We start from the raw sequence: 16,846 nt of genomic DNA on the forward strand, positions 1-16,846 counted from the left end.
GCACAGGGGTTCGCCACGCCTGGAGGGACCTTGCGCGCGCTTGTATGAAATTTCTGAAAATAGTGTCAGATACGAGCCTTCAGCCTTATCAGGTCGGCAAGGCGGCCGCTGCCCGCTCGTGGCGGGCGCAAAAAGGCAACATCAGTACATCCCGCTTTTAACGGATGCAATGCAGACCCCGGCAGGTATTAAAAGCCCAGGACGTCACGGCTCCTCGGCTTTCAGTTCCTTTTCCATTTTTTCCAGTTCCTGCTTGAAAACCTGATCCTGAACGGTGGCGCGTTTGCGCCATGGCTTGCGTTCCGGTTCGGGCTGGGCGGCGTAGGTGGTGACTTCCCCGCCGTAAACTTCCTTGTAACGTTGTTCCTGGCGCTCAAGTTCCGCGCGCAGTTCGTCTTTTGTCACGGTGCTACCTGATTGAGTTGAGGTGAATTCTGGTGAAACGCGCTGCACTCGATGTATTGACCGCACTCGTCAAAAGCAAAAAGCCCTTACAGGCATCATTTTTGCGACAGTGTGCTCATTACTTCCATGTTGCAGGCGGCCACGGCACCAGAGATATATAGCTGACGTAGCATCAGTTCCTGTTTCAGCGAGCGCGTTGGCGCGATGCGGATGCAGTCGGCGTCATGGGCTTGCTGAGGAGAGCGGCGATGGAACATCGCGCCACCGGTAGCGGGATCGGCTAATAAAAAACCGATTGGCTACTGAATTACATTATAGCGAGCGATTGACAGAACACTATCACGATAGAGTTAAAAGTGGATCTTGATGTGTGATTGTTTTCTACCCATAACCCGTTAGTGGCAACTTGGGCACTGGATGATGCCATTGTACGGCGATGCCTTTTTGGCGCCATTAAGTCGCACAACTTAAGACCATTACATTGCGCCTTGAAGTCGGCAGATGCGCCCGCGCAAAAAAACATGGATTGCGATTATCGATCGATGGTTCGATAATCGCCCAATCTTGTCGGGCCGGGCTTGTGTACCCTACAGCCAGTCGCCTGTAATGGATCGACGATCCGTCTGGGAAAAGGACCTAGTATGAACGATCAACTGCGCAACTCCTTCGCTTCGGTGGCACCGCCGATCGTTGCTTCCCCCGCCAAGCGGATCCAGGCCCTGACCGGCGACCCGGACTTCATGACCTCGCTGGCGCGTGGACTGGCCGTGGTGCAGGCGTTCCAGGAGCGCAAGCGGCACCTGACCATTGCCCAGATCAGCCACCGGACGGAAATTCCCCGCGCCGCCGTGCGCCGTTGCCTGCATACGTTGATCAAGCTCGGTTACGCCACCACCGATGGCCGCACCTATTCGCTGCTGCCCAAAGTGCTGACCCTGGGCCACGCCTATGTGTCCTCGACGCCGCTGGCGGTTTCTGCACAGCCGTACCTGGACCGCATGAGCGAGCAACTCCACGAGGCCTGCAACATGGCCACGCTTGAAGGCGATGACATCTTGTACATCGCCCGCTCGGCCACCACCCAGCGCCTGATATCGGTCGACCTGTCGGTGGGTGGGCGCTTGCCGGCCTATTGCACGTCGATGGGCAGGATCCTGCTCGCCGCCCTCGATGACACGTCATTGCACGAGTATCTCGACCACGCCGACCTGCAAGCCAAGACCAGTCGAACCCTCCATACCCCCGAGGCATTGCTCGAATGCCTGCAGGAGGTGCGACAACAAGGGTGGTGCATCGTCGACCAGGAACTGGAGCAGGGGCTGCGTTCGATCGCGGTGCCGGTGTACGACGCTTCCGGCCAGGTGGTCGCGGCGCTCAACGTCAGTACCCACGCCGGGCGGGTCAGCCGCAGCGAGCTTGAACAACGTTTCCTGCCCGGCTTGTTGAGTGCCAGCCGCGACCTCAGCACCCAGCTGTTTACCTAAGCTGTTCGATAATCGCACAGACTCGCGTCTGGCGAATTGACGCTCTTTCCCTTGGCTCATTAATGTCGCGGCAGCGTCATCCGGCGCTGTCGATCTCGATCCGGAACCGGACGACGACCCCATAATAATGAGAAGAGGCACCCCATGCGCACATTCCCCGACTGTCGCCGTTCTCCCCGGTTTTTGTGCCGGAACCCGATCGCCTGATCCTGACCCCCCCTTTACCGTGACAGCCCTGTTAAAGGCTGGCACCTGTTCGACTGCGTTTTGCGTGGAAAAAAATAATGAACCAGCCCCAGTCTGCTGTAGGTAACTGCCTCGACGTGCAGTCCTTCATCAATGCCCAACCCATTTCGCGCTATCAGTGGCGCGTGGTGATCCTGTGTTTCCTGATTGTCTTCCTCGATGGCCTCGATACCGCGGCCATGGGCTTCATCGCGCCCGCGCTGTCCCAGGATTGGGGCATCGACCGGGCCAGCCTCGGCCCGGTGATGAGTGCGGCGCTGATCGGCATGGTCTTCGGCGCACTGGGTTCCGGTCCGCTGGCTGACCGCTTTGGGCGCAAGGTCGTTCTGGTCGGGGCGGTGCTGCTGTTCGGTGCCTTCAGCCTGGCTTCGGCTTACAGTACCAACGTCGACCAGTTGCTGGTGTTGCGTTTCCTGACCGGTCTCGGCTTGGGCGCGGGCATGCCGAACGCAACCACGCTGCTGTCGGAATACACCCCGGAGCGCAAGAAGTCCCTGCTGGTGACCAGCATGTTCTGCGGCTTCAACCTGGGCATGGCCGGGGGTGGATTCATTTCGGCGAAGCTGATTCCGGCCTTCGGCTGGCACAGTCTGCTGCTGATCGGCGGGATCCTGCCGTTGATCCTCGCTGTCGTATTGCTGGTCTGGCTGCCGGAGTCGGCGCGTTTCCTCGTGGTGCGTAATCGCGGCACCGACAAGGTACGCAAGACCCTGGCACCCATCGACCCGACGGTGGTGGGCCAGGCCTCGAGCTTCAGCGTGCCGGAACAGAAAACCGTGAAGGCGCGCAACGTATTTGCGGTGATCTTCTCCGGGACCTACAGCGTCGGCACCTTGCTGTTGTGGCTGACCTACTTCATGGGCCTGGTGATCGTCTACCTGCTGACCAGTTGGCTGCCGACGCTGATGCGCGACAGTGGCGCGAGCATGGAGCAGGCCGCGTTCATCGGCGCGCTGTTCCAGTTCGGCGGGGTGTTGAGCGCGGTGGGCGTAGGCTGGGCTATGGACCGCTTCAATCCGCACAAGGTCATCGGCATTTTCTACCTGCTGGCCGGGGTATTTGCCTACGCGGTAGGGCAGAGCCTGGGCAACATCACAATCCTGGCGACCCTGGTGCTGGTGGCCGGTATGTGTGTCAACGGCGCGCAATCGGCGATGCCGTCGCTGGCCGCGCGGTTTTATCCGACTCAAGGGCGAGCCACCGGGGTTTCGTGGATGCTCGGGATTGGCCGCTTCGGCGCGATCCTCGGTGCATGGATGGGCGCGACGCTGTTGGGGCTGGGCTGGAATTTCGAGCAGGTGCTGACGGCATTGGTGATTCCGGCGGCATTGGCAACGGCGGCGGTGCTGATCAAGGGGTTGGTCAGTCATGCAGATGCCACCTGATCATGCCTTTGTAGGAGCTGCCGCAGGCTGCGATCTTTTGCAGGCGACAAAACGATAGCCAGACAACAATGTGTTCGATAAACGAACACTCAGTCGATTATCGAATTGTTTGGCCTGTGCCATGGGCTTAATCTTTAACCATTGCGGCGCTGCGCATCGGCGCCTTTTTTACTACGTCGAAATAACAAACGGGAGCTCGCTCTGCGTGATCTCGAAGCCCGGAGAAGCATGATGCGTGAAGTTTATATCTGCGACGCGATTCGCACCCCCATCGGCCGTTTCGGCGGCGGCCTGTCGGCAGTTCGCGCCGACGACCTGGCCGCGGTGCCGATCAAGGCGCTGATGGAGCGCAACCCTTCGGTGGACTGGACGGCGGTGGACGAAGTGTTCCTCGGCTGCGCCAACCAGGCCGGTGAGGACAACCGCAACGTGGCGCGCATGGCGCTGCTGCTGGCGGGGCTGCCGGAAACCATTCCGGGCGTGACCCTCAATCGCCTGTGCGCTTCGGGCATGGACGCCATCGGCACCGCGTTCCGCGCCATCGCCAGTGGCGAAATGGAGCTGGCGATTGCCGGTGGCGTCGAGTCGATGTCCCGCGCGCCATTCGTGATGGGCAAGGCTGATGCCGCGTTCTCGCGCAACATGAAGCTGGAAGACACCACCATCGGCTGGCGCTTCATCAACCCGTTGATGAAAGCCCAGTACGGTGTGGATGCGATGCCGCAAACCGCCGACAACGTCGCCGACGATTACCAGGTGTCCCGCGCCGATCAGGACGCGTTCGCCTTGCGCAGCCAGCAACGCACCGCCGCCGCGCAAGCCGCGGGCTTCTTCGCCGAAGAAATCGTCGAAGTGCGCATTGCCCGCAAGAAGGGTGAAACCGTGGTCAGCCAGGACGAACATCCGCGCGCCGACACCACCCTGGAAGCCCTGACCAAACTCAAGCCGGTCAACGGGCCGGACAAAACCGTCACCGCCGGCAACGCTTCGGGCGTCAACGACGGTGCCGCCGCCTTGATCCTGGCTTCGGCCGAAGCGGTGAAAAAACACGGCCTGACCGCCCGCGCCAAAGTGCTGGGCATGGCCAGCGCCGGTGTTGCGCCACGGGTGATGGGCATCGGCCCGGTGCCCGCCGTGCGTAAACTGATTGAACGCCTGGGTGTGGCCGTCAGCGATTTCGACGTGATCGAACTCAACGAAGCCTTCGCCAGCCAGGGCCTGGCGGTACTGCGTGAACTGGGAATCGCCGACGACGCGGCCCAGGTCAACCCCAATGGTGGCGCCATTGCCTTGGGCCATCCGCTGGGCATGAGCGGTGCGCGCCTGGTACTGACCGCATTGCATCAGCTGGAAAAAACCGGTGGCAAGAAAGGCCTGGCGACCATGTGCGTCGGTGTCGGCCAGGGTCTGGCCTTGGCGATCGAGCGCGTCTGACGCGCTCTGCCACTAACAAGAAATCGAGGAAAGCTTCATGACTGACAAGCCTGGTTACCGTCGCCCGCAGGAAGGCACTCAGCCTGAGTACCTGCATCCGACCTACCAATCCACCAACCTGCGCTCGCCGTCCAAGCCATTGGTGTTCTTGCCGCATTCGTTGTCGGAAATCACCGGTCCGACCATTGGTGCCGAGCGCGTCAATGAGAAGGATAACGACCTGACTGCCCAGCATGAAGGCGAACCACAGGGCGAACGCATCATCATTCACGGCCGTGTGCTGGATGAGAACGGTCTGCCGGTGCCGGGGATCCTGGTGGAGATCTGGCAGGCCAACGCCGCCGGTCGCTACAACCATGCCCGTGACCTGCACGACGCGCCGTTGGACCCGAACTTCACCGGCACCGGCCGCACCGTGACCGACGCCGATGGCTGGTACCAGTTCCAGACCATCAAGCCCGGCGCGTATCCGTGGGGTAACCACCACAACGCCTGGCGCCCGGCGCACATCCATTTCTCGCTGTTCGGGCCGAGCATCCTGACGCGCCTGGTCACCCAGATGTATTTCCCGGGCGACCCGCTGCTGGCGTACGACCCGATCTACAACTGCGTGCCCGATACCCGCGCCAAAGAGCGTTTGATCGCCTCGTTCGATCTGGAAAAAACCATCCCTTCCTATGCCCTCGGTTATCGCTGGGACATCGTCTTGCGCGGCCGCGACGCCACGCCGATGGAGAAATAAGATGACGCTGAATGCGACCACGTCCCACACCGTCGGGCCGTACTACCACATCGGACTGACCTGGCTGAACCGCGAAGACCTGACTGTCGAGCAAACCCTGGGCGAGCGCGTGGCGATCACCGGGCAGGTGGTCGATGGCAACGGCGATGTCGTCAACGACGCGATGCTGGAAGTCTGGCAGGCCAACGCCGCCGGCAAATACGACCACCCCGAAGACGAGCAGGACAAACCCCTGGACCCGAACTTCGAAGGCTTTGGCCGGGTGCCGGTGGATGCCGAAGGGCGCTTCCGTTTCACCACCATCAAGCCGGGCACGGTCGAAGGCCTCAAGGGCACGACCCAGGCACCGCATCTGGTGGTGCTGGTGTTTGCCCGTGGCCTGGTGAAGCACTTGCTGACGCGGATCTACTTCGATGGCGAGCCGGCTAACGTGGCGGATCCGTTGCTCGAATGCGTGCCGGCAGAACGTCGCGGCACCTTGCTGGCGAAGCAGGATGCGTCGGGTGTGTACCAGTGGAACGTTGTTCTGCAGGGCACCGACGCCGAGACGGTGTTCTTCGATTATTAAGTGAACACCGCATCCCCTGTAGGAGCTGGCTTGCCAGCGATGGTCGTTAACGATGACGCGTATCCATTGGTTTACCGTGTCGCTCTTGCGTCCATCGCTGGCAAGCCAGCTCCTACAGGGGGTTGATGCATTTGTGGAACGGGGCTGTTGCAAAGTATGTCTAGACTCTCACAGTCCCCATTGAGTAAAAAACAATGACATCGATCACCGCTACAGAACCTCTGTACACCGGCGAAGAACGCAACAAGCGGATCTTCGCCATTGTCGGCGCTTCGTCCGGCAACCTCGTCGAATGGTTCGACTTCTACGTCTATGCCTTCTGTGCGATCTACTTCGCGCCTGCCTTTTTCCCCTCCGACAACCCCACCGTGCAGTTGGTCAACACCGCGGGCGTATTTGCCGCCGGGTTCCTGATGCGCCCGATTGGCGGCTGGATCTTCGGCCGTGTCGCGGACAAACACGGCCGCAAGAATTCGATGCTGATCTCGATTCTGATGATGTGCTTCGGATCGTTGCTCATCGCCTGCCTGCCGACCTACAAGGACATCGGCGTCTGGGCGCCGATCATGCTGTTGTTCGCGCGCTTGCTCCAGGGCCTGTCGGTGGGTGGCGAATATGGCACCACCGCCACCTACATGAGCGAAGTCGCCCTCAAGGGCCAGCGCGGTTTTTTCGCCTCGTTCCAGTACGTCACGCTGATCGGCGGGCAGTTGCTGGCGGTGTCGCTGGTGGTGGTCCTGCAGCAGTTCCTCAGTGAGGATGAATTGCGTGCCTACGGCTGGCGGATTCCGTTCGTGGTCGGTGCGATGGCGGCGCTGGTTTCGCTTTATCTGCGCCGTTCGCTGAAAGAAACCACTAGCAAGGAAATGCGCGAAAACAAGGACGCCGGCAGCATCCGCGCGCTGTTCCGCGACCATAAAGCCGCGTTCATCACGGTGCTCGGCTACACCGCCGGTGGCTCGCTGATTTTCTACACCTTCACCACGTACATGCAGAAATACCTGGTGAACACCGCCGGCATGCACGCCAAGACCGCCAGTTACATCATGACCGGCGCACTGTTCCTTTATATGTGCATGCAGCCGTTCTTCGGCATGCTCGCCGACAAGATCGGCCGACGTAACTCGATGCTGTGGTTCGGCGCCTTGGGTACTTTGTGCACCGTGCCGATCCTGCTGAGCCTGAAAAGCGTCACCAGTCCGTTCCTGGCCTTTGTGCTGATTACCGTGGCACTGGCGATCGTCAGTTTCTACACCTCGATCAGCGGCCTGGTAAAGGCCGAAATGTTCCCGCCCGAAGTGCGCGCACTGGGCGTCGGCCTGGCGTACGCGGTGGCGAATGCGATCTTCGGCGGTTCGGCGGAGTATGTTGCCTTGAGCCTTAAAGCGGTCGGGATGGAAAACTCCTTCTACTGGTACGTGACGGTGATGATGGCAATCGCTTTCCTGTTCAGCCTGCGCCTGCCCAAGCAAGCCAAGTATCTGCATCACGACCTTTGATCCATTCCCGCGGGCCCGAGCGGCCCGCGCCTGCAGGGATTGTTTATGAACGAGCGACCGGGCAATCAATTGTTCGATGCCTATTTCACTGCCCGCGACATGCGTGAAGTGTTCTGCGATCAGGGCCGGGTCCAGGCCATGCTCGATTTCGAAGCGGCCCTGGCCCGTGCCGAAGCGCGGGTTGGCCTGATTCCGCACACGGCGGTGGCGCCGATCGAAGCGGCCTGCCAGGCCGGGCATTACGATTTTGCGGCCCTGGGCGAGGCGATTGCCACGGCGGGTAATTCTGCGATTCCGTTGGTCAAGGCGCTGGGCAAGCAGATCGCGGCGAGCGATGCCGAAGCCGAGCGCTACGTGCATCTGGGCGCTACCAGTCAGGACGTGATGGACAGCGGCCTGGTGCTGCAATTGCGCCGGGCGCTGGAATTGATCGACAGCGATCTGGCGCAACTGGGCCAGACTCTCGCTACCCAGGCCCAACGTCATGTGGCCACGCCACTAGCCGGGCGCACCTGGTTGCAGCACGCGACGCCGGTGACCCTGGGCATGAAAATCGCCGGTTGGCTGGGGGCGGTGACCCGCAGTCGCCAGCGTCTGCTGGAACTCAAGCCACGTCTGCTGGTGCTGCAATTCGGCGGCGCTTCCGGGACCCTCGCGGCCCTCGGCGAGCAGGCGATGCCGATTGCCCAGGCGTTGGCCGAAGAGCTGCAACTGACGCTGCCCGACCAGCCCTGGCACACCCAGCGCGATCGCCTGGTGGAGTTTGGCTCGGTGCTCGGACTGATCGCCGGCAGCCTGGGTAAACTCGGTCGCGACATCAGTCTGTTGATGCAGACCGAAGCCGCCGAGGTGTTCGAGCCTTCGGCGCCGGGCAAGGGCGGCTCCTCGACCATGCCGCACAAACGCAATCCCGTCGGCGCGGCCGTGCTGATTGGCGCGGCGACGCGCGTACCAGGCCTGCTGTCGACCTTGTTCAGCGCGATGCCCCAGGAGCACGAGCGCAGCCTGGGGCTGTGGCACGCCGAGTGGGAAACCCTGCCGGAGATTTGCTGCCTGGTGTCCGGCAGCCTCAAGCAGGCGCTGCTGGTGACCGGTGGGCTGGAAGTGGACGCCGCCCGCATGGCGCGCAACCTCGACCTGACCCAGGGCCTGGTGCTCGCCGAAGCGGTGAGCATCGTCCTTGCGCAACGGGTCGGCCGCGACACTGCGCATCACCTGTTGGAGCAATGCTGCAAACGTGCCGTGGCCGAGCAACGTCATCTGCGCGCGGTACTCGGCGACGAACCGCAAGTTACCGCCGAGCTGTCTGCGGCTGAACTCGATCATCTGCTGGACCCCGGCCACTACCTCGGTCAGGCCCGTACCTGGGTCGAGCGAGCGGTGGCTGAACATTCTGCATTGACTGCGTGAAGGAGACTGCTGTGGCTTTCGTACAACTCGCCGATGGCGAACTGCACTACCAAATTCAAGGGCCGCAACTCGACGGACCGGTCGATGCGCCGGTGCTGGTGCTGTCCAACTCGCTGGGTACTGACCTGCACATGTGGGACGCGCAAATTGCGGCGTTCAGCGAGCATTTTCGCGTGCTGCGTTTCGACACCCGCGGCCATGGCAAGTCCTTGGTGACGCCGGGACCGTACAGCATCGAGCAACTGGGCCGCGACGTACTGGCGCTGCTGGATGCGCTGCACATCGAGCGCGCGCATTTCTGTGGACTGTCCATGGGCGGGCTGATCGGCCAGTGGCTGGGCATCAATGCCGGCGAGCGCCTGAACAAACTGGTGGTGTGCAACACCGCGGCGAAAATCGGCGATCCGTCGGTGTGGAACCCACGCATCGAAACCGTGCTGCGCGATGGCCAGGCCGCGATGGTCGCCCTGCGCGATGCGTCGATTGCGCGCTGGTTCACCCCGGATTTCTCAGCGGCCAATCCGGCCGCGGCCAAGCAGATCACCGACATGCTGGCGGCCACTTCGCCTGAAGGTTACGCGGCCAACTGCGCAGCGGTGCGTGATGCCGACTTCCGCGATCAATTGTCTTCGATCAAGGCACCGCTGTTGGTGGTTGCCGGGACTGAAGATGCAGTGACGCCGCCCTCCGGTGGACACTTCATCCAGGAGCACGTGCAGGGCGCCGAGTACGCCGAGTTCTACGCCGCGCACTTGTCCAACGTCCAGGCCGGCGCTGCGTTCAGCGAGCGGGTACTGGCGTTCTTGTTGGCTCATTGAAGGGGATTGTTGTGGACGAGAAGCAACGTTACGACGAGGGCATGAATGTCCGTCGCGCGGTACTGGGCGACGCCCATGTCGACCGCAGCCTGACCACCCTGACCGAGTTCAACTCGGAGTTCCAGGAAATGATCACCCGCCACGCCTGGGGTGACATCTGGACCCGTCCGGGCCTGCCGCGCCACACCCGCAGCCTGATCACCATCGCCATGCTGATCGGCATGAACCGCGAGGGTGAACTCAAACTGCACCTGCGCGCCGCCGCCAACAACGGCGTGAGCCGTGGCGAGATCAAGGAAGTGATCATGCAGAGCGCGATCTACTGCGGCATTCCCGCCGCCAACGCGACGTTCCACCTGGCCGAGTCGGTGTGGGATGAGTTGGGGACTGAATCGCGGGAGTGAATGTACCGTAGATTTTGAACATACCGAAGATCTAGTGTGGGAGCGGGCTTGCTCGCGAATGCGGTGTTTCAGTCGACATCATTTCTGGCTGACCGCCCGCTTTCGCGAGCAAGCCCGCTCCCACATTTGTTTTGTGTTTACAACAGGCTGATTGGATAGCTGACGATCACACGGTTTTCATCGAACTCATTGTTGCTGTAGTCGCGGCGCATGGTCGAGTTGCGCCATTTCACGTTCAGGTCTTTCAGCGCACCGCTTTGCACGGTGTAGCCCAGTTCACTTTCACGCCCCCATTCCTTGCCATCGGTGATCGTCCCCGTGTGCACGTTGTCGCCGCTGATGTAGCGGTTCATCAGGGTCAACCCCGGCACGCCAAGGGCGACGAAGTTGTAGTCGTGGCGCACCTGCCAGGATTTTTCCCGGGCGTTGTCGTAGCTGGAGTTGTAGCTGTCGTTGGCCAGGGTTCCGCCGCTGGTGCCGTTGACGCGCATCCACGGGCTGTCGCCGGTGAGTTTCTGCAGGCCGACGTAAAAGGTGTTGCCACCGTACTTGGCCGAAAGCAGCCCGTACATCGTCTTGTTGTCCAACTCGCCGGCCCGGGCGCTGCCGTCATCCTTGCCGTAGAAGAAGCCGAGATTGGCACCCAGGGTCCAGGCGCCGAGCGGTTGGCTGTGGGTCAGGTTGATGAATTGCTGGCTGTAGATGTCCTTGAGTTCGGCGTTCCACACAGCGATCTGGGTGCGTTTCTCGTTGAACAGGTACTCGCCGCCCTGGAAGTTGAAGCGGTCGGAGGTGAATGCGGCTTTGCCGGTCATCGACATGTCGCTCATGCTGCTGTCGTCGCGCGGGCTGTTCTGGCGGAACTGGCCGCCGTACAGCGTCAGGCCGTCGAATTCCTTCGAGGTGATCTGGCCGCCACGGAAGGTCTGCGGCAGCGAGCGGCCGTCATCCGAACGCAGGATCGGCAGCACCGGCATCCATTCGCCCACCTTCGCTTCGGTCTGCGACAGCTTGGCCTTGAACGCCACGTTGGTGCGCCCGAAGTTGTCGGCCGGGCGGCCGTCACTGTCCAGCGGCAGCAGTTGGGTACCGCCGGTGCCTTTGCCGCCATCGAGTTTCACCGAATACAGGCCCAGCACATCCATGCCGAAGCCGACGATGCCCTGGGTATACCCGGACCTGGCGTCGAGAATGAAGCTTTGTGTCCACTCTTCGGCCTTGCCCTGGGTCTTGGTCGGGTTGGTGAAGTTGCGGTTGATGTAGAAGTTGCGCAGGTTCAGGTTGACCTTGGCTCCTTCGACAAACCCCGACTCTTCGGCCTGGGCGGGCAGGGCTGCGCTCGCCAGGGCGATGGCAATCAGGCTGGGAACGAAGTAATGCGCGGGAGAAGGCATGGGCTCGGGTCTCTCTAATTCTTGGGGATGAAACAGGGTGATGCCGCAACCTGGGGTTGCAGACGTGCATGCGAGATCGGGACAAGCGGGGCGGATCAGCCGGAGAGGGTAGGGCGCGGGGGCATCGTATCGAACCTGTTGTTATTGGTTTTGTGGATCGAATGGTGATGTGAATGTACTAGGTGGTTCAATCTGTGAAAGCAGGTTTTGGGCGATTATCGAACGTAAGATTGGCGGTGAGATTTGTGTTGTCGATACTGGCCCCTTCGCGAGCAAGCCCGCTCCCACATTCAACCGGGTTCCTCCAGGAAGAATACGATCGAATGTGGGAGCGGGCTTGCTCGCGAAGGGGCCGGATCTGACAACGCATACTTTCCTGCAACCAACAAAAAGCCCACCAAAAGGTGGGCTTCATGTTTTTTCACAGCACCATCAGAACAACTTCAACTTCGGCGCTTCTTCCTTCAACGGCTCGTTCTTCGCCGTCTGTTCGTTCCAGCCACCACCCAGGGCCTTGTACAGGTTGACCTGGCTGACCAGCTGCGCCAGGCGGTCGGTGATCAGTGCCTGTTGGGCACTGAACAGCTGACGCTGGGCATCGAGGAAGGTCAGGTTGCTGTCGACACCGATGCGGTAACGACGCTCGGCCAGACGGTAGTAGTCCTGGTTGGCATTGACGAAGTCCTGCTGTGCCTGCAACTGCTGGACGTAGGTCTGGCGCGCGGCCAGGCCATCGGCGACTTCCTGGAAGGCCGTCTGGATAGACTTCTCGTAGTTCGCCACGCCAATGTCTTTCTGGATTTTCGAGTAATCCAGGCTGGCGCGCAGGCTGCCGGCGTTGAAGATCGGCAGGTTGATCTGCGGCTGGAACAGCCAGGTGCCCGAGCCACCCTTGAACAGGCCGGACAGGTCCGGGCTCAGGGTGCCGGCGTTGGCCGTCAGGCTGATGCTCGGGAAGAACGCCGCCCGCGCCGCGCCAATGTTGGCGTTGGCGGCCTTGAGGTTGTACTCGGCCTGCAGGATGTCCGGACGACGCTGCAGCAGGTCCGACGGCAGGCCAGGCGGTACTTCGGCCAACAGATCGTCCGCCAGTGGTTTGGCCGCCTGCAGGTTGGCCGGGATGCCGGTGCCGAGCAGCAGCACCAGGCTGTTTTCATCCTGGGCGACCTGACGGGTGTACTTGGCCAGTTGCGCCCGGGCGTTTTCCACCGAGGTGCGCGACTGCGCCAGGTCCAGTGCCGAAGCGACCCCCACTTCGTTGCTGCGGGCGGTGAGCTTGTAGCTCTCCTCGAACGCCGCCAGGGTGTCCTGGGTCAGCTTGAGCAGTTCCTTGTCGGCCTGCCAGGTCAGGTAGGCGTTGGCCACACTGGCCACCAGGCTGATCTGCGTGCTGCGGCGGCCTTCTTCGGTGGCGAAGTACTGCTGCAGCGCTTCTTCGTTCAGGCTGCGGATCCGCCCGAACATGTCGAGCTCGTAGGCACTGATGCCGACCGTGGCCGAGTAGGAACTGCTGATGCCCGCTTCACCGGTCTGAGAAGCGTCAGCCGGCAGGCGCTGACGGCTGCCGCTACCGTTGGCCGAAACGGCCGGGAACAGATCGGCGCGCGAGATGCGGTATTGAGCCGCAAAGGCATCGATGTTCAGGGCCGCGACACGCAGGTCGCGGTTGTTTTCCAGGGATACCTGAATCAGCTGCTGCAGCGCCGGGTCATGGAAAAACTGCCTCCAGCCCTGCTCGGCAGCGGCCTGCGCCGGTGCCTGGGCCGGCGAGTATGCCGGGCCCTGCGGGTATTGACCTGCCACCGGAGCGTCCGGCCGCTGATAGTCAGGTATCAGCGAGCAGCCACTTAGCACGAAGGCGGCGACTGCCAGGGAGAGTAGCGACTTGCTCATTGGCCAGCCTCTTTAGGAGTTTCAGTAGCGTCTTCCTGGTCGACGTTTTTACGCTGACCCATGGCCGACACGGTGACGAAGAACAGTGGGACCCAGAAGATCGCCAGAACGGTTGCCGTGATCATACCGCCAATCACGCCGGTGCCGATGGCATGCTGGCTACCGGAACCTGCGCCCGTGGAGATCGCCAGGGGTACCACGCCGAGCACGAAGGCGAGGGAGGTCATGATGATCGGTCGCAGACGCATGCGGCAGGCTTCGATGGCCGCCTCACGCAGGCTGCGCCCTTGTTCGTGCAGTTCCTTGGCGAATTCGACGATCAGGATGGCGTTTTTCGCCGCCAGGCCGATGGTCGTCAACAGGCCCACCTGGAAGTACACGTCGTTGGACAAACCACGCAGGCTGGTGGCCATCAGCGCACCGATGATCCCCAGCGGAACGACCAGCATCACCGCGATCGGAATCGACCAGCTCTCATACAGCGCCGCCAGGCACAGGAACACCATCAGCAACGACAGGGCGTACAGCGCCGGCGCTTGCGAGCCGGACAGCCGTTCCTCGTAGGACAGGCCGGTCCAGGAAATACCGACACCCTTCGGCAGTTTGGCGGCAAGGGCTTCAACTTCGGCCATGGCTTCACCGGTGGAATAACCCGGAGCCGGGGCGCCGAGGATTTCCATCGCTTCTACGCCGTTGTAGCGGGCCAGTTTTGGTGAACCATAGATCCACTCACCCTTGGCGAACGCCGAGAACGGAACCATGGTGCCGACGCTGTTGCGCACGTACCACTTGTTCAGGTCTTCAGGGCTCATGCGTGAACCCGGCTGGCCTTGCACGTAAACCTTCTTCACCCGACCACGGTCGATGAAGTCGTTGACGTAGCTACTGCCCAGGGCGATCGACAGGGTGTTGTTGATGTCGGCGATGGTAATGCCCAGGGCGCTGGCCTTCTCGTCGTCGATTTCCAGTTGGAATTGCGGTTCGTCGTTCAGGCCGTTAGGACGCACCTGGGTCAGGATCTTGCTTTGCGCCGCCATGCCGAGGAACTGGTTACGGGCTTCCATCAACTTGTCGTGACCGATACCGGCGCGGTCCTGCAGGAACACGTCGAAACCGGTGGCGTTACCCAACTCCAGTACCGCTGGCGGGGCGAAGGCAAACACCATGGCGTCGCGGAAGGTGAAGAAGTGCTGTTGGGCACGGGCCGCGACCTTGAACACGCTGTTGTCGGCGTTTCGATCTTCCCATGGGCGCAGCATGATGAACGCCATGCCCGAGCTCTGGCCGCGGCCGGCGAAGTTGAAGCCGGTCACGGTAAACACCGAGTTAACCGCATCGCCTTCACCGCCATCCTTGCCCGGACGCAGCAGGAATTCACGCATTTCGTCCACGACCACCTGGGTGCGCTGGGCGGTCGAACCGGCTGGGGTCTGTACCTGGGCGAACAGTACGCCCTGGTCCTCTTCCGGCAGGAACGCCGTTGGAATGCGGGTGAACAGCCAGATCATGCCGACGACGATGATCAGGTAGGCCAGCAGGTACGGCGCCTTGTGCGTGAGCATGTTGCCCACGCCACGCTCGTAGCTACTGACACCACGGTCGAAGTTGCGGTTGAACCAGCCGAAGAAGCCGCGTTTCGGGGTGTGATGCTCGCCTTTCGAAATCGGCTTGAGCATGGTGGCGCAGAGCGCCGGGGTGAAGATCAGGGCAACCAGTACCGACAGGGCCATGGCCGAGACGATGGTGATCGAGAACTGCTTGTAGATCACACCGGTGGAACCGCTGAAGAACGCCATCGGCAGCAATACCGCCGACAGCACCAGGGCGATACCGACCAATGCTCCCTGGATCTGCCCCATGGACTTCTTGGTCGCTTCCTTGGGCGACAGGCCTTCTTCGCTCATCACCCGTTCGACGTTTTCCACCACGACGATGGCGTCGTCCACCAGCAAGCCGATGGCCAGCACCATGCCGAACATGGTCAGGGTGTTGATGCTGAAACCGGCCGCCGCGAGGATGCCGAATGTCCCGAGCAATACCACCGGAACCGTCATCGTGGTGATGATGGTGGCACGGAAGTTCTGCAGGAACAGGAACATCACCAGGAACACCAGCGCAACCGCTTCGACCAGGGTGTGTACCACGCCCTTGATCGATTCGGTCACCACCGGCGTGGTGTCGTACGGGAACACCACTTCCATCCCTTCAGGGAAGAACGGCTTGAGGCTGTCGATGGTCGTGCGCAGGGCCTTGGCGGTATCCAGGGCGTTGGCGCCAGTGGCCAGCTTCACGGCCAGACCGGACGCCGGGGCGCCGTTGAACTGGGCGTTGATGCTGTAGTTCTCGCCACCCAGGCCGACTTCGGCGACATCTTTCAGGCGAACCTGGGAACCGTCCTTGTTGACCTTGAGCAGGATCTTGTTGAATTGCTCGGCGGTCTGCAGGCGCGTCTTGCCGATGATCGTCGCGTTCAACTGGGTGCCGGGCAGGGCGGGCAGGCCGCCGAGCTGGCCGGAGGACACCTGGACGTTCTGCGCGGCGATGGCGGTCTTGACGTCGACCGGGGTCAGATTGAAGTTGTTCAACTTGGCCGGGTCGAGCCAGATACGCATGGCGTACTGCGAACCGAACACCTGGAAGTCGCCGACGCCGGCGGTCCGCGAGATCGGGTCCTGCATGTTCGACACGATGTAGTTGGACAGGTCGTCCTTGGTCATGCTGCCGTCACGGGACACCACGCCGATCACCAGCAGGAAGTTCTTCACTGCCTTGGTCACGCGGATACCTTGTTGCTGCACTTCCTGCGGCAACAGCGGGGTGGCCAGGTTCAGCTTGTTCTGGACCTGGACCTGCGCGGTATCGGAGTTGGTGCCTTGCTCGAAGGTCGCGGTAATGGTCATGGTGCCGTCGGAGTTACTTTCCGAAGACACATAACGCAGGTTGTCGATACCGTTGAGCTGTTGCTCGATCACCTGGACCACGGTGTCCTGCACGGTTTGCGCGGAAGCGCCCGGGTAGGTCACGGAAATGGCGATGGCCGGCGGTGCAATGCTCGGGTACTGGTTGATCGGCAGCTTGAGGATCGACAGTGCCCCGACCAGCATGATCACCAGGGCTATTACCCAGGCAAAAATCGGACGGTCGATGAAAAATCTGGACATGAG

13 protein-coding genes are annotated in these 16,846 nt (G+C 61.6%); 9 read left to right on the forward strand and 4 right to left on the reverse strand.

Translation table 11 applies throughout. The features are described 5' to 3' along the window. Nucleotides 1-204: 204 nt before the first annotated feature. Entirely contained in the window at nucleotides 205-405 is a 201-nt protein-coding gene (locus NPS56_RS03245; protein ID WP_008056863.1) for a hypothetical protein, read from the reverse strand. Nucleotides 406-1,046: 641 nt separating this feature from the next. Here NPS56_RS03245 and pcaR point away from each other — a divergent pair. The 9 genes from pcaR to pcaC all read left to right on the forward strand — a co-directional run bounded on the left by pcaR (nucleotide 1,047) and on the right by pcaC (nucleotide 10,395). Continuing rightward, nucleotides 1,047-1,889: a pca regulon transcriptional regulator PcaR gene (gene pcaR / locus NPS56_RS03250; protein WP_274073433.1), complete on the forward strand. Its 843-nt coding sequence runs from the start codon at nucleotides 1,047-1,049 to the stop codon at nucleotides 1,887-1,889. Nucleotides 1,890-2,173: 284 nt separating this feature from the next. Beyond that, on the forward strand, nucleotides 2,174-3,520 hold the full coding sequence (locus tag NPS56_RS03255) for an MFS transporter (protein WP_274073434.1): 1,347 nt from the start codon (nucleotides 2,174-2,176) through the stop codon (nucleotides 3,518-3,520). A gap of 228 nt (nucleotides 3,521-3,748) precedes the next feature. After that, the gene (gene pcaF, locus NPS56_RS03260) at nucleotides 3,749-4,954 is read left to right on the forward strand and encodes a 3-oxoadipyl-CoA thiolase (protein ID WP_274073435.1); all 1,206 of its coding nucleotides are present in this window, start codon (nucleotides 3,749-3,751) and stop codon (nucleotides 4,952-4,954) included. A 37-nt stretch (nucleotides 4,955-4,991) separates the two neighbouring features. Further along, nucleotides 4,992-5,696: a protocatechuate 3,4-dioxygenase subunit beta gene (gene pcaH, locus NPS56_RS03265; protein ID WP_274073436.1), complete on the forward strand. Its 705-nt coding sequence runs from the start codon at nucleotides 4,992-4,994 to the stop codon at nucleotides 5,694-5,696. Between the two features lies 1 nt (nucleotide 5,697). Next, on the forward strand, nucleotides 5,698-6,264 hold the full coding sequence (pcaG, locus tag NPS56_RS03270; protein WP_274073437.1) for a protocatechuate 3,4-dioxygenase subunit alpha: 567 nt from the start codon (nucleotides 5,698-5,700) through the stop codon (nucleotides 6,262-6,264). Nucleotides 6,265-6,458: 194 nt separating this feature from the next. Then, nucleotides 6,459-7,763 carry an MFS family transporter gene (locus NPS56_RS03275; protein ID WP_274073438.1) on the forward strand — a complete coding sequence of 435 codons (1,305 nt, stop codon included), beginning with the start codon at nucleotides 6,459-6,461 and terminating at the stop codon, nucleotides 7,761-7,763. Between the two features lie 45 nt (nucleotides 7,764-7,808). Next, a complete protein-coding gene (locus NPS56_RS03280) occupies nucleotides 7,809-9,173 on the forward strand; it encodes a 3-carboxy-cis,cis-muconate cycloisomerase (protein ID WP_274073439.1) in 1,365 nt (454 codons plus the stop codon). Nucleotides 9,174-9,184: 11 nt separating this feature from the next. After that, on the forward strand, nucleotides 9,185-9,991 hold the full coding sequence (gene pcaD, locus NPS56_RS03285; RefSeq protein ID WP_274073440.1) for a 3-oxoadipate enol-lactonase: 807 nt from the start codon (nucleotides 9,185-9,187) through the stop codon (nucleotides 9,989-9,991). A gap of 11 nt (nucleotides 9,992-10,002) precedes the next feature. After that, complete coding sequence (gene pcaC, locus NPS56_RS03290; RefSeq protein ID WP_274073441.1) at nucleotides 10,003-10,395, forward strand: 4-carboxymuconolactone decarboxylase; 393 nt, start codon at nucleotides 10,003-10,005, stop codon at nucleotides 10,393-10,395. Between the two features lie 137 nt (nucleotides 10,396-10,532). On the opposite strand, the gene NPS56_RS03295 is transcribed toward pcaC, so the two are convergent. The 3 genes from NPS56_RS03295 to emhB all read right to left on the reverse strand — a co-directional run bounded on the left by NPS56_RS03295 (nucleotide 10,533) and on the right by emhB (nucleotide 16,843). After that, nucleotides 10,533-11,789, reverse strand: coding sequence for an OprD family porin (locus tag NPS56_RS03295; RefSeq protein ID WP_274073442.1), 1,257 nt, complete (start codon nucleotides 11,787-11,789; stop codon nucleotides 10,533-10,535). Nucleotides 11,790-12,221: 432 nt separating this feature from the next. After that, the gene (gene emhC / locus NPS56_RS03300; protein WP_274073443.1) at nucleotides 12,222-13,682 is read right to left on the reverse strand and encodes an efflux RND transporter outer membrane subunit EmhC; all 1,461 of its coding nucleotides are present in this window, start codon (nucleotides 13,680-13,682) and stop codon (nucleotides 12,222-12,224) included. Beyond that, entirely contained in the window at nucleotides 13,679-16,843 is a 3,165-nt protein-coding gene (gene emhB, locus NPS56_RS03305) for an efflux RND transporter permease subunit EmhB (RefSeq protein WP_274073444.1), read from the reverse strand. Before emhB ends, emhC begins: the two co-directional genes overlap by 4 nt. Nucleotides 16,844-16,846 lie beyond the last annotated feature (3 nt).

Source organism: Pseudomonas putida, from assembly GCF_028682635.1.
GTDB lineage: Bacteria > Pseudomonadota > Gammaproteobacteria > Pseudomonadales > Pseudomonadaceae > Aquipseudomonas > Aquipseudomonas putida_AE.